The sequence below is a fragment of the Citrobacter amalonaticus Y19 genome, assembly GCF_000981805.1.
GTDB classification, from domain to species: domain Bacteria; phylum Pseudomonadota; class Gammaproteobacteria; order Enterobacterales; family Enterobacteriaceae; genus Citrobacter_A; species Citrobacter_A amalonaticus_C.
Map to the genome: position 1 here is coordinate 312,760 of NZ_CP011132.1, position 13,844 is coordinate 326,603.

The window sequence follows — 13,844 nt, forward strand, 5'->3', positions numbered from 1 at the left end:
TGCCATCGGTTTGTATGAGATATTGATAGGCAGGGGCTATTAACTGTCGTTTATCGGCTGGAAAGGTGCGGTCAGTTGCTAATTATTTGATTATCAATATTTATTGGTTTCGGATTTTCCTCCAGGAATTATGCGAATTTAAAGCAAAAAACAATAAGATAGACGAGGTTTTTGATAAGTTGGTCTGAATGGATGCGCAGGTTTAACGTCAGTCCGGGTATTTGTTAAACGTTTTTAATTACGTGCGTAAATAATCTTTTTTGGGGTTTTTCATTTTGATTAATTATCATTGCTTTGATTAATGTCAATTTTCATATTGGTATTAATCTGAAGGTTTTTCTGTTGGTATTAAGATTATTATCAATATCTCTGGCGGTTTTTAATAATAATCTTAATTGAACGGGTTCTTAACAGACTCATTTCTGTCTGGTCGACACTTTGTGATTTATTAAAAACAGAGACAGTGTTGTCTGCGTATTTATAGTAAACAGACTGACTTAACTTTACAGTAGAATGTGAAAACCGTACTGATCAGGTTGAAACCACAAAAGCAACATATCCTGGAAAGGGTTCTGGATTTTTCCTGGAAGCTGAACTAGTTATTAAACATCCTTGAACCGGAGCGTGGATTCAGGGGTGATGATAGCGTCATAACATAACCTGGAGCTTTCTATGAAAACTGGATATAAAGTTTTGATTGGTGCGTTGGCTTTTGTGGCGACAAATGCGTTTGCAGCGGAGCTGTTAACAAAGGCTGAGTTTGAGAAGGTGGAATCGCAGTACACCCTGATTGGTAACATCAATACCAGTAATGAAACGTCTACTCAGGACGCGAAAGAAGATCTGCTCAAAAAAGCAGAGGAGAAAGGTGCGGATGTGGTCGTGCTGACCTCTGGTCAAACCGACAACAAAATTCATGGCACTGCCAATATCTACAAGAAAAAATAATGCGTGATGTTGCTGGATGATGACGTGAACCGGTCTACAGGGTCATAAATCTGTGTAGGCCGGATAAGCGCAGCGTCATCCGGCAATTCAGGTTTTCATTCTGCGCCAGAACGTCGTTCTGCTGATCCCAAGAAAACGTGCCGCAGCCGCTTTATCACCGTTAAACTGCGCCAGTACCTGCTGCGGCGTGGCTGAAGGGGCAGGGAATGACGGCGTTTCGATCTCCGCCAGTTCCGGCAACAACTGCCGTAATAAGTGCTCATCCAGTTGTGGCATAGGCTCAACGCTTAAAAACAGCGCCAGCCGTTCCATCATGTTACGTAATTCGCGAATATTCCCCGGCCAGTGATAGTGCAACAGAACGCGGGCGCTCTGCGCCAGTCCGGCGCGTACCGACTCGGTAAATGGCACACAGAGCGCGGCCAGCGACTGTTTTAAAAACCCTTCCGCCAGCGACAGGATATCTGCGGGGCGCTCGCGCAGAGCCGGCAGCGACAGACGTAAAATGCTCAGGCGATAAAACAGATCGCGACGAAACAACCCTCGTTTCATCTCGTCTTCCAGATTGCAGTGGGTGGCGCTGATCACCCGTACCGTCACCGGAATGGGGTGATGTCCGCCGACCCGTGTGACCTCTTTTTCTTCCAGTACGCGCAGCAGTCGGGTTTGCAGCGGCAGCGGCATTTCGCCGATCTCATCGAGAAACAGCGTCCCGCCGTGGGCGATTTCAAATAGCCCGGCACGGCCGCCGCGTCGTGACCCGGTAAAGGCGCCTTCCTCATAACCGAACAACTCCGCTTCAAGTAAAGATTCGGTAATCGCCCCACAGTTTACCGCGACGAACGGATGTGCAGACTTGTCGCCACGCGTGCCCGGACGCGCACAACACTCCCGGTGAATGGCCTGGGCCGCCAGTTCCTTCCCGGTGCCGGTTTCCCCCTGAATCAGGACAGAGGCGGGCGAGCGGGCATACAGCATAATGGTATGGCGCACCTGTTCCATCTGCGCGGATTCGCCGCGAATGTCCCCCAATTCATAGCGGGTACGCAGCGCCTGATCGGATGCATAATGACCGTGACGACGCTGGGTGTGGCGGGTCATGTCCAGCGCATCGCTGAACGCCTGGCGCACCGTGGCGGCGGAATAGATAAAGATACCGGTCATTCCGGCCTCTTCCGCCAGATCGGTTATTAGCCCCGCGCCGACCACCGCCTCAATGCCGCTGGCTTTCAGTTCGTTGATCTGTCCACGCGCATCTTCTTCAGTGATATAGCTGCGCTGTTCCAGTTGCAGGCTGAAGGTTTTTTGAAAGGCCATCAGCGCCGGTAGTGTCTCCTGGTAGGTCACCACGCCAATGGATGCGGTCAGTTTGCCGGCCTTTGCCAGCGCGTGCAGGACGTCAAAACCGCTGGGTTTGATCAGGATCACCGGAATCGACAGGCGGCTTTTCAGATACGCGCCGTTAGATCCGGCGGCGATGATCGCATCACAGCGTTCGGTCGCCAGCTTTTTACGAATGTAGGTGACCGCCTTTTCAAAACCGAGCTGGATTGGGGTGATGGTCGCCAGGTGATCGAATTCGAGGCTGATGTCGCGAAACAGATCGAACAGTCGCGTCACCGAGACCGTCCAGATAACCGGTTTGTCATCATTCACCCGTGGGGGAAGATTTGTCGTCGCCATAGCCAACCCAAAATAAAAGGACAGAGTATTGGGTGTAGCCTTGTTTCATAATTGTTGCAATGAAACAGCGACACGCGTTTCATGAAACGTTAGCTGACACGCTTATTTTCGCGCATCGCGGCACGATGAATTTTATCGTATTGTTATATAATGGATTATTGAAAATAACCTCTGGCAAACCGCCTTTGGCATAGCCCTTGCTTTATGTGAATCAACGGTAAGTAACAAGTTGATAACACGAGGATGGACTATGTCTCTGGATTCTCCGGGTCAGGCGTTTCGCGCTGCACTCACCAAAGAAAACCCCTTACAAATTGTCGGCGCCATCAACGCCAACCATGCGCTGCTGGCTCAGCGCGCCGGGTATCAGGCGATTTATCTCTCTGGCGGCGGCGTCGCGGCTGGTTCGCTGGGACTGCCGGATCTGGGGATCTCCACCCTGGACGATGTATTGACCGACATTCGCCGCATCACCGACGTCTGTCCGCTGCCGCTGCTGGTGGATGCCGATATTGGCTTTGGCTCTTCGGCATTTAACGTCGCGCGCACCGTGAAGTCGATGATCAAAGCCGGCGCAGCGGCGCTACACATTGAAGATCAGATCGGCGCCAAGCGCTGCGGCCATCGTCCGAATAAAGCGATCGTGTCGAAAGACGAGATGGTCGATCGCATTCGTGCGGCAGTAGATGCCCGTACCGATCCCAACTTTGTTGTCATGGCGCGTACCGATGCCCTGGCGGTGGAAGGGTTAGACGCGGCGATCGATCGTGCGCAGGCCTATGTCGACGCCGGGGCCGACATGCTGTTCCCGGAGGCGATCACAGAGCTTTCGATGTACCGCCAGTTTGCCGACGCGGTCCAGGTTCCCATTCTCGCCAATATCACCGAATTTGGCGCCACGCCGTTGTTCACGACCGACGAACTGCGCAGCGCTAATGTGGCAATGGCGCTCTATCCGCTCTCGGCATTCCGCGCCATGAACCGGGCCGCCGAAAAGGTCTACAACGTGCTGCGCCAGGAAGGGACGCAAAAGAGCGTCATCGACATTATGCAGACCCGCAACGAACTGTACGAAAGCATCAATTACTACCAGTACGAAGAGAAGTTGGATGCCCTGAACCTGAAACCGTAGGCCGGATAAACGCAGTGCCATCCGGCAGTGCCTGATGGCGGCTACGCCTTATCAGGCCTGGACGAAAACCCTCAGTACCCTACATATGACAATAATGACGAGGACAACATGAGCGACACAACGATCCTGCAAAATAATACCCATGTCATTAAGCCGAAAAAATCCGTCGCGCTGTCCGGCGTACCGGCGGGCAATACCGCGCTGTGCACCGTCGGTAAAAGCGGCAACGATCTCCACTATCGCGGCTACGATATTCTCGATCTCGCCCAACAGTGCGAATTTGAAGAAGTGGCGCATCTGCTGATTCACGGAAAACTCCCGACCCGTGACGAACTTCAGGCATACAAAATCAAACTCAAAGCGCTGCGCGGATTACCGGCCAACGTCCGTACCGTGCTGGAAGCGCTGCCTGCGGCGTCGCACCCGATGGACGTCATGCGCACCGGCGTATCGGCACTGGGTTGTACGCTGCCGGAAAAAGAAGGGCATACCGTTTCCGGCGCGCGCGATATCGCCGACAAGCTACTGGCCTCGCTCAGTTCCATTCTTCTTTACTGGTATCACTACAGCCACAACGGCGAGCGTATCCAGCCGGAAACTGATGACGACTCCATCGGCGGCCATTTCCTGCACCTGCTGCACGGCGAAAAGCCGTCGCAGAGCTGGGAAAAAGCGATGCACATTTCGCTGGTGCTGTACGCCGAGCATGAGTTTAACGCCTCCACTTTTACCAGCCGGGTGATTGCCGGGACGGGCTCTGATGTCTATTCGGCGATTATCGGCGCGATTGGCGCCCTGCGTGGCCCGAAGCACGGCGGGGCGAACGAAGTGTCGCTGGAAATTCAGCAGCGTTACGAAACGCCGGACGAAGCCGAAGTCGATATCCGTAAACGAGTGGAAAACAAAGAGGTGGTGATTGGTTTCGGTCACCCGGTCTACACCCTTGCCGATCCGCGTCATCAGGTGATCAAGAAGGTGGCAAAGCAGCTTTCCGAAGAGGGCGGCTCGCTGAAGATGTACAACATTGCCGATCGTCTGGAAGCGGTGATGTGGGAAACGAAAAAGATGTTCCCGAATCTCGACTGGTTCTCGGCGGTCTCCTACAACATGATGGGCGTTCCCACCGAAATGTTTACCCCGCTGTTTGTTATCGCCCGCGTCACCGGCTGGGCGGCGCACATCATCGAGCAGCGCCAGGACAACAAAATCATCCGTCCATCCGCCAATTACACCGGGCCAGAAGACCGCGTCTTCGTGCCTGTTGATCAGCGCCAGTAATTCATTACCTCTAAAGATAAAAAACAGGAAACGTACCTTATGTCCGCTCAAATTTTAAATATTCGCCCGGAATTCGATCGTGAAATCGTTGATATCGTGGATTACGTCATCAACTATGACATCACCTCAAACGTGGCGTATGACACCGCACACTACTGTCTGCTTGATACGCTGGGCTGCGGTCTGGAAGCACTGGAGTATCCGGCCTGTAAAAAACTGATGGGGCCGATTGTGCCGGGAACCGTCGTGCCCAACGGCGTGCGCGTGCCGGGTACTCAGTTTCAGCTCGACCCGGTACAGGCCGCGTTTAACATCGGCGCGATGATCCGCTGGCTCGACTTCAATGACACCTGGCTGGCGGCGGAATGGGGCCATCCTTCCGATAACCTCGGCGGGATCCTGGCGACGGCGGACTGGCTGTCGCGCAACGCGGTTGCGGCGGGTAAAGCGCCGCTGACGATGAAGCAGGTGCTGACTGGGATGATCAAAGCCCACGAGATTCAGGGCTGTATCGCGCTGGAAAACGCCTTTAACCGCGTGGGGCTTGACCACGTTCTGCTGGTCAAAGTGGCCTCTACCGCAGTGGTCGCCGAACTGCTGGGGCTGACGCGTGATGAGATCCTCAACGCGGTCTCGCTGGCGTGGGTTGACGGACAATCGCTGCGCACCTATCGCCATGCGCCGAACACCGGCACGCGTAAATCCTGGGCGGCAGGCGATGCGACCTCGCGCGCGGTGCGTCTGGCGCTGATGGCGAAAACCGGTGAGATGGGCTATCCGTCGGCGCTGACGGCGAAAACCTGGGGCTTTTATGACGTCTCATTCAAAGGGGAGTCGTTCCGCTTCCAGCGCCCGTACGGCTCTTACGTAATGGAAAACGTGCTGTTCAAAATCTCTTTCCCGGCAGAGTTCCACTCGCAGACGGCGGTTGAAGCGGCAATGACCCTGTACGCGCAGATGCAGGCGGCAGGTAAGAGCGCCGCGGATATCGAGAAGGTGACCATCCGCACGCACGAAGCCTGCATTCGCATCATCGACAAGCAGGGGCCGCTGAATAACCCGGCTGACCGCGACCACTGTATTCAGTACATGGTGGCGATCCCGCTGCTGTTCGGACGCTTAACGGCGGCAGATTATGAGGACGGCGTGGCGCAGGACAAGCGGATTGACTCCCTGCGCGCGAAGATCCGCTGCGTTGAAGATCCGGCGTTTACCGCGGACTATCACGATCCGGAAAAACGCGCCATTGCTAACGCCATTACTCTTGAATTTACCGATGGCTCTCGTTTTGACGAGGTGGCGGTGGCGTACCCGATTGGTCACGCGCGTCGCCGTACCGACGGGATCCCTAAACTTATCGAAAAATTCAAAATTAACCTGGCGCGCCAGTTCCCGACCCGCCAACAGCAGCGCATCCTGGATGTCTCCCTGGACAGAACTCGCCTGGAGCAGATGCCGGTCAATGAGTACATGGACCTTTATGTCATCTAGCACCCGCCTCATCAGGCGTAAGTTCAACAGGAGAGCGTTATGTCTTTTAGCGAATTTTATCAGCGTTCCATTACGCAACCGGAGACGTTCTGGGCCGAGCAGGCGCGGCGCATCGACTGGCAGCAGCCGTTTACCCGCACGCTGGACCACAGCAATCCGCCGTTTGCTCGCTGGTTTTGCGGCGGCACGACGAATCTGTGTCATAACGCCATTGACCGCTGGCTGGCTAGTCAACCGGATGCGCTGGCGCTGGTCGCCGTCTCATCCGAGACCGAAGAGGAGCGCACCTTTACCTTCCGTCAGCTCTATGACGAAGTGAACGTGGTGGCGTCGATGCTGCAATCGCTTGGCGTGCAGCGTGGCGATCGGGTGCTGGTTTACATGCCGATGATCGCGGAGGCGCATATCACGCTGCTGGCCTGCGCGCGGATTGGCGCGATCCACTCGGTGGTGTTCGGCGGTTTTGCTTCGCATAGCGTGGCGGCGCGGATCGATGACGCGAAGCCGGTACTGATTGTCTCCGCCGATGCGGGGGCGCGCGGCGGTAAAGTGTTGCCCTACAAAAAGCTGCTCGATGATGCGATCGATCAGGCGCAGCATCAGCCGAAACAGGTGCTGTTGGTGGATCGGGGACTGGCGAAAATGGCGCGCGTTGCCGGTCGCGATCTCGATTTCGCCACTCTGCGCCAGCAGCATCTCGGCGCACGGGTGCCGGTGACGTGGCTGGAGTCCAACGAAACCTCCTGTATTCTCTATACCTCTGGCACCACCGGCAAACCCAAAGGCGTACAGCGAGACGTCGGTGGCTATGCGGTGGCGCTGGCGACCTCAATGGACACTATTTTTGGCGGTAAAGCGGGCGGCGTGTTCTTCTGCGCGTCGGACATTGGTTGGGTTGTTGGACATTCTTATATTGTCTACGCGCCACTGTTAGCGGGAATGGCAACCATTGTGTATGAAGGGCTGCCGACGTATCCGGACTGCGGCGTGTGGTGGAAAATCGTCGAAAAATATCAGGTCAACCGGATGTTCTCAGCGCCGACCGCCATTCGCGTGCTGAAGAAGTTTCCAACCGCGCAGATCCGCAATCACGATCTCTCTTCACTGGAAGTGCTCTATCTGGCGGGTGAACCGCTGGATGAACCGACCGCAAGTTGGGTGACCGAAACGCTGGGTGTGCCGGTGGTCGATAACTACTGGCAGACCGAATCCGGCTGGCCAATTATGGCGCTGGCCCGCGCGCTGGATGACCGACCGTCGCGCCTCGGCAGTCCCGGTGTGCCGATGTACGGCTATAACGTGCAGTTGCTCAATGAGGTAACCGGCGAACCCTGCGGCGCCAACGAAAAGGGGATGGTGGTCATCGAAGGGCCGCTGCCCCCGGGTTGTATTCAGACCATCTGGGGCGACGACGCGCGGTTTGTGAATACCTACTGGTCGCTGTTCAATCGTCAGGTGTATGCCACGTTTGACTGGGGGATTCGCGACGCTGACGGCTACTACTTCATCCTTGGACGCACGGATGATGTGATTAACGTCGCCGGGCATCGACTGGGTACGCGGGAAATTGAGGAGAGCATCTCCAGCTATCCGAATGTGGCGGAAGTGGCGGTGGTGGGAGTGAAAGATGCGCTGAAAGGGCAGGTGGCGGTGGCGTTTGTCATTCCCAAACAGAGCGATAGCCTCGAGGACCCGGACGTGGCGCATTCGGAAGAGAAGGCGATTATGGCGCTGGTGGACAGTCAGATTGGCAACTTTGGACGTCCCGCCCACGTCTGGTTTGTCTCGCAGCTGCCGAAGACTCGATCTGGCAAGATGCTCCGCCGGACGATCCAGGCGATTTGTGAAGGTCGCGATCCGGGCGATCTCACCACCCTCGACGATCCGGCGGCGCTACAGCAAATTCGCCAGGCGATGGAGGAGTAACCTGAGGGCCCGGTGGCGCTGTGCTGCCGGGCCAGAAGACTGACTCTGCATCGACGATATTGTTCTTCACCTCCGCCGGGCAGAGATTGAGCCGCGCCCGGTGATCAGCGATATTCTTACGCAGTTTGAGAAGGTCGTGGGTCAGTTTTCTGCGGGGAGCCAGATTTGCCCTGAGCTGTTAAAGATTGGCTGCGCAAAGTATCGCGAATTTAATCACGCAGCCGGTTACCGCGTTCTGTATTCCATCGAAGGAACGCACGTCACTGCCCATGCGATTCTGGCGCATCGGCAGGATGTGCAGCAACTGCTGTTCAAGCGGCTGATTATCGTGTAATTCCCGAACCCCAGCGCCATCAGGCAACGCTATGGCGCCGTTGCCGGATGGCGGCGTAAACGCCTTATCCGGCCTACAGGTCAAGCCGCACTCCAGCTTACGCGGTAGTGATAACGCCCGGCGCTGAGCTGATATTCCGGTGATACCGACGGGCTCCAGGAGTCGTCGCCGCCGACGCCCATATGGAAACCATCAATATTCAGCCAGCTTCCGGCTTCCGGTTGCAGCAGGTGGCGGTGGCTGGTCGCCATCAGTTGCTGCTGGCTGTAGCGACTGAGGTTGAACTGGAAGTCGCCACGCCAGACGTGCGCGCCGTACTTCAGTTCACGCGTGCCGCAGCGCAGGCCGTTTTCGCTCGGGAAGACATACGGCGTATACATCTCATCCAGTGACAAATCCCAACGGTCAAAACAGGCGGCAGACAGGCGGTCCGGGTAGTTTTCATGGGGACCGAGCCCCAGCCAGTTCACCCGTTCTGCTACCTGCGCCAGTTGGCAGGTCAGGCCGATACGCGCCGGATGCGGTGTACCGCTGGCGACATCGACATCAACGGTAATCTGCATTTCGCCGTGACCGTCGATGCGCCAGGTTTTACGGCTGATAAACAAGGTTTCGCCCTGATACTGCCAGGCGTGAACGGTGTCGATCAGTACCGCATCAGCAAGGGGGTTGGCATCGCACTGTAGCAATACCGCCTGGAGCTGATAATGCCCGGCGGCTTTCCAGCGCTCGACCCAGGCATGGGGGTCAATGCGGGTCGCCTCGCTGACGCCAATATCGTTATCCAGTGGCGCACGGGTGAATTGATCGCTTAGCGGCGACAAAAGCTGGGCGTCATCGCCAATCCAGTATTGCGTTAACGTGCCCTGCTGGCGGCAGAACGCCCAACGCTTTTTGTCGAGCGTCACGGTAAAGACCGTGTCACTGACGCTGAGTTGTGGTGCCGTGCTGGTTCGCGGTGAGCCGATGACATTCAGTTTTTCCTCCAGCGGCCACTGTTGCCAGGCGCTGACATGACCAGCGGGCGCCCACGCGGTTGCCTGTGGTTGTACCACGCGCACCGTTAGCCAGAGCTGGCCCGCGTTGTCGGGCTGCGCAATGTCCGGCAGGGTGATGACCTGTCGCCCCTGTGGAGCAATATCAAGCGTGACTTCACCGGCAGCCATCGGGTTGCCTTCTTGTGCAATCGACCAGTGCAGGATCTCGTTATCGCTATGGCGAAACAGGTATTCGCTGGTGACCGCAATCTGGCGCTCAGCGCCCGGTAGCAATGTGAACTGGAAAAACTGCTGCGCGTGTTTCGCCTCAAACAGCGACGGATGCGCGGTGCGGTCAGCAAACACCAGACCGTTCATGCAGAACTGACGATCGTTAGGCGTATCGCCAAAGTCGCCACCGTACGCGGACCAGGGGTTGCCGTTGTCATCGTATTTAATCAACGACTGATCGACCCAATCCCAGACGAAGCCGCCCTGCAAACGTGGATACTGGCGAAATGCCTGCCAGTATTTGGCGAATCCGCCCAGACTGTTGCCCATCGCGTGGGCATATTCGCACAAGATGAGCGGGCGCTGTTCGCCGGGCAGCGACAGCCATTTTTTGATTGACCACTTCGGCACTGCCGGGAACGGCTGATCCTGATCGACGCGCGCATACATAGGGCAAATGATATCCGTCGCCGTGGTGTCCGCGCCGCCGCCTTCATACTGCACTGGGCGTGACGGATCGTCTGATTTCAGCCAGCGGTACAGCGCGTCATGGTTGGCACCGTGACCCGATTCATTCCCCAGCGACCAGATGATAATGCTCGGATGGTTGCGATCGCGCTGTACCATGCGCGTGACGCGCTGGCTCATGGCGGGCAGCCAGGTCGGATCGTCGCTCAGGCGATTCATCGGCACCATGCCGTGGGTCTCGATGCTGGCCTCATCCACCACGTACAGGCCATAGCGATCGCAGAGGGTGTACCACCGTGGATGGTTTGGATAGTGGGAGCAGCGCACGGCGTTAAAGTTGTTTTGTTTCATCAGCATGATGTCCTGCACCATCGTCTCTTCGTCCATCACCTGGCCGTTTTCAGGATGATGTTCATGACGATTGGCGCCGCGAATCAGCAGTGGCTTACCGTTCAACAACAGCAGGCCGTTTTCAATGCTGACCTGACGGAAGCCGACATCGCAGGCCTCGGCTTCAATGAGCGTGCCGTCCGCGGTATGGAGCTGTACGACCGCGCGATAAAGATGCGGTGTTTCGGCGCTCCACAGCGAAGGATGGCCGACATTCAGACGCAGCGTCATGCGATCGCCGTACGCACCGCGCTCATCAATAATCTCACTGCCGAAAGGGGCGGTGCTTTCGCCGGTCAACACGTCGCCATTCCACAGTTGAACGGTCACACGCAGGCTGTCGCGCCACTCACCGCGCATTCTGACCTCGGCGGCAAAGATTGCCCGGCTGAAATCTTCGTTGAGGTGGGTGGTGATGCGGAGATCGCTGATGTGGGTGGCGGGTTTGTTTAACAGAGAGACATCGCGGAAGATGCCGCTCATTCGCCACATATCCTGATCTTCCAGATAGCTGCCGTCGCTCCAGCGCAGCACCATCACCGCCAGACGGTTCTCGCCGCTGACCAGATACTCGCTGAGATCAAATTCGGACGGCAGGCGACTGTCCTGACCGTAGCCCACCCAGCGCCCGTTGCACCAGAGATGAAAAGCGGAATTCACGCCATCAAGGATAATTCGCGTCTGCCCATCACAACGTTCGGCGTCGCTGACAGTGAATGTGAGCGAGTAACATCCTGTCGCGTTTTCATGAGGCACATACGGCGGATTCACCGGGATCGGATAGGTCACGTTGGTATAGATGGGCGCGTCATAGCCGTGCATCTGCCAGTTTGATGGCACGACGATCGTATCGGCATCATCCAGATCGCGCAGTCGCCAACTTTCCGGCACCGCTTCCGGCGAAGCGAACCAGTTGAATTTCCATGCGCCGTTGAGACTGCGAACACTGGATGAGGGATGGTTATCACGCGCCTCTGCACCATCGCGCCAACTGGCAAAAGGAGGATGCGCCTCCAGGCGGTTAAACTGTGTGACGCCGGGATTTTCCCAGTCGCGGCGGGCCAGTACGGCGGCGAGGGAGTCCGTATTCAGAGGCATGGCGGTATCCTGTTAAGCATATTGTTCGTTCGCAGGTTGCTGAAGATACGGTGCGCAGTGAAAGCCTGTAAAGATGAGAAAGAGGAATGAGTGAAGTCACTCACTCAGAATTTGCGTTCATACCGCCGCGAAAGGTTTTTCGCCATTCCGCCGGGCTGACGCCGTAACGGGACTTAAAATGCTGACGCCAGGTCACCGGGGACAGAAAACCGACCTCCCCGGCGATGCGTTCGACGGGAAGGGGGGTGGATTCCAGCAGTTCCTGGCTGCGGCGCAGGCGTTCATTGATAATCCACTCTGCAACGCTTGAGCCGGTGGCTTGCATAAAGTGACGGCTCAGGGTGCGGCGACTCATCATCACCCTTTTGGCCAGTGAATCCAGATCGTGCTGTTCGTGACTGTGCTGGCGCAGATAGTCCAGCAGGCCGTTAATTCGTTGATCCTGCGTATTTTTCGCCACCGGTTGGGCAATAAACTGCGCCTGACCGCCCTCGCGATGCGGTGGCACAATCATCCGGCGCGCAATCTGATTCGCCACCGTGCTGCCAAACCGCTGGCGAATGAGATACAGACAGCAGTCGAGCGCGGCGGCGGTGCCTGCCGAAGTGATGATCCCGTCATCGTCGACGTACAGGGCGTTGATGTCCAGGTGCGCGTCGGGAAAACGCGCCTGAAAATCGGCTTCAAACTCCCAGTGGGTAGCGGCGCGTCTGCCGTCGAGCAGTCCTGCATAACCGAGTACAAATGCGCCGAGGCACAGCCCAACCACCTGCGCACCGTTTTGTCGGGCCTGAACCAGCGCATTGAGCAGCGACGGTGACGGGCGACGCGCGGTCGTTCCCCACCAGGGGACAATCACGATATCGGCAGCGGTCACCGCCTCCAGTCCCAGAGGGGCGGTGACGGAAAAGCCTTCCGCAGAGGTGATGACGCCTGGGACTTCAGCGCAAATCTGCACCTCAAAGCGTTTCTGCGCCGCGGCTTTTTCACTGAACATAATGCACGGCACCGAGAAGTGAAACGGACTGAAATCTTCAACGGCGACGATCGCGACGGTGACGGGGCGCATACCTTTCCTCGGCTGAGAGTTAGAACGTCAGGGTTTCCCCATCTTCCGGTACCCGGACAAATTCTGCAATCTGGTTATCGCGGACGTATTCCCTGAGCGCGGTACGCGTCAACAGGCAGTGGTTTAGCGCTTCCATGTGAATCGCCACAATCTGCGCATCGGGCAGAACAAAGTGGGTTTTCAGCACATCTTCTGCCCCCATGATGATGGCGCCAAAACCGATCACATGCGCAAACCCGGCGTTCAGTACCACCACATCCGGCTGGAACGTGACCATATTGGCTTCGACCTCATCGCGCCAGAGGGTATCACCGACCAGATACAGCGTTTTTTCTTGCGGATGCTGAAAAACAACCCCGCAGGCATCGCCCATCCGTTCAGCCATGGCGGGAATGGCGTACAGCCGGTCGGAACCGTGCTGGCCACCCGTTTTACGCAGAGTGATCTCACCAAGCCGGGTATTGTCCGTCAGGAGGGTGAGTTGGCTAAAACCCTGCTCCCGCAGGGTTTGCGCGTCCTGTTCGTTTTGTACATAAATCGGCTTCTCTTTCGGCACCACCTTTGCGGCGACGTCGTCCCAGTGGTCCGCATGGAGATGGGTGACGATCAGCGCATCGGCCTGCAACAGGGTGTTGAGATCGCAGGGGAGTTCCACCGTCGGATTACGGATCCCGGCCCGCGCCGTGCCGGGAAAGCCGGGATACGCACCTTGCGGGGCGAGCATCGGATCGACGAGAAAGGTTTTTCCACCAAAGGTGATCAACTGGGTGGCGTTGCGGATATGGGTGATGTTCATGGTGATACTCCACGTAATGGGCC

The 13,844-nt window shown here is 56.7% G+C and carries 10 protein-coding genes; 6 read left to right on the forward strand and 4 right to left on the reverse strand.

All coding sequences use genetic code 11. The features are described from left to right. The first annotated feature begins 672 nt into the window (after positions 1-672). Positions 673-948 carry a DUF1471 family periplasmic protein YahO gene (gene yahO / locus F384_RS01415; RefSeq protein WP_046476027.1) on the forward strand — a complete coding sequence of 92 codons (276 nt, stop codon included), beginning with the start codon at positions 673-675 and terminating at the stop codon, positions 946-948. 87 nt (positions 949-1,035) lie between these two features. Here yahO and prpR read toward each other — a convergent pair whose 3' ends face one another. Next, the gene (gene prpR, locus F384_RS01420) at positions 1,036-2,631 is read right to left on the reverse strand and encodes a propionate catabolism operon regulatory protein PrpR (protein WP_046476028.1); all 1,596 of its coding nucleotides are present in this window, start codon (positions 2,629-2,631) and stop codon (positions 1,036-1,038) included. Positions 2,632-2,881: 250 nt separating this feature from the next. Here prpR and prpB point away from each other — a divergent pair, with 250 nt between their 5' ends. From prpB to F384_RS01445, 5 genes are all read left to right on the forward strand, one after another. Beyond that, complete coding sequence (prpB, locus tag F384_RS01425; protein WP_046476030.1) at positions 2,882-3,763, forward strand: methylisocitrate lyase; 882 nt, start codon at positions 2,882-2,884, stop codon at positions 3,761-3,763. Between the two features lie 108 nt (positions 3,764-3,871). Next, positions 3,872-5,041, forward strand: a complete 1,170-nt coding sequence (gene prpC / locus F384_RS01430) for a 2-methylcitrate synthase (protein WP_046497593.1) — start codon at positions 3,872-3,874, stop codon at positions 5,039-5,041. A 39-nt stretch (positions 5,042-5,080) separates the two neighbouring features. Continuing rightward, complete coding sequence (locus F384_RS01435; RefSeq protein WP_046476033.1) at positions 5,081-6,532, forward strand: bifunctional 2-methylcitrate dehydratase/aconitate hydratase; 1,452 nt, start codon at positions 5,081-5,083, stop codon at positions 6,530-6,532. Between the two features lie 39 nt (positions 6,533-6,571). Then, positions 6,572-8,458 carry a propionate--CoA ligase gene (gene prpE / locus F384_RS01440; protein ID WP_046476036.1) on the forward strand — a complete coding sequence of 629 codons (1,887 nt, stop codon included), beginning with the start codon at positions 6,572-6,574 and terminating at the stop codon, positions 8,456-8,458. 49 nt (positions 8,459-8,507) lie between these two features. After that, complete coding sequence (locus F384_RS01445) at positions 8,508-8,792, forward strand: hypothetical protein (RefSeq protein WP_046476040.1); 285 nt, start codon at positions 8,508-8,510, stop codon at positions 8,790-8,792. Positions 8,793-8,872: 80 nt separating this feature from the next. Here the strand turns inward: F384_RS01445 and F384_RS01450 are convergent, their stop codons facing one another. From F384_RS01450 to F384_RS01460, 3 genes are all read right to left on the reverse strand, one after another. After that, positions 8,873-11,956 (reverse strand): beta-galactosidase, encoded by a 3,084-nt coding sequence (locus tag F384_RS01450; protein WP_046476043.1) that lies wholly within the window; start codon positions 11,954-11,956, stop codon positions 8,873-8,875. 100 nt (positions 11,957-12,056) lie between these two features. Further along, positions 12,057-13,025, reverse strand: a complete 969-nt coding sequence (locus tag F384_RS01455) for a GlxA family transcriptional regulator (protein ID WP_046476045.1) — start codon at positions 13,023-13,025, stop codon at positions 12,057-12,059. Positions 13,026-13,044: 19 nt separating this feature from the next. Then, entirely contained in the window at positions 13,045-13,821 is a 777-nt protein-coding gene (locus F384_RS01460) for an MBL fold metallo-hydrolase (protein WP_046476048.1), read from the reverse strand. Positions 13,822-13,844 lie beyond the last annotated feature (23 nt).

Bases quoted from the DNA above. Each gene is read 5' to 3' on its own strand.
- F384_RS01435 (WP_046476033.1), top strand. From the start codon at position 5,081: ATGTCCGCTCAAATTTTAAATATTCGCCCGGAATTCGATCGTGAAATC.
- yahO (WP_046476027.1), top strand. From the start codon at position 673: ATGAAAACTGGATATAAAGTTTTGATTGGTGCGTTGGCTTTTGTGGCG.
- F384_RS01460 (WP_046476048.1), bottom strand. From the start codon at position 13,821: ATGAACATCACCCATATCCGCAACGCCACCCAGTTGATCACCTTTGGT.
- prpE (WP_046476036.1), top strand. From the start codon at position 6,572: ATGTCTTTTAGCGAATTTTATCAGCGTTCCATTACGCAACCGGAGACG.
- prpB (WP_046476030.1), top strand. From the start codon at position 2,882: ATGTCTCTGGATTCTCCGGGTCAGGCGTTTCGCGCTGCACTCACCAAA.
- prpR (WP_046476028.1), bottom strand. From the start codon at position 2,631: ATGGCGACGACAAATCTTCCCCCACGGGTGAATGATGACAAACCGGTT.
- F384_RS01450 (WP_046476043.1), bottom strand. From the start codon at position 11,956: ATGCCTCTGAATACGGACTCCCTCGCCGCCGTACTGGCCCGCCGCGAC.
- F384_RS01455 (WP_046476045.1), bottom strand. From the start codon at position 13,025: ATGCGCCCCGTCACCGTCGCGATCGTCGCCGTTGAAGATTTCAGTCCG.
- prpC (WP_046497593.1), top strand. From the start codon at position 3,872: ATGAGCGACACAACGATCCTGCAAAATAATACCCATGTCATTAAGCCG.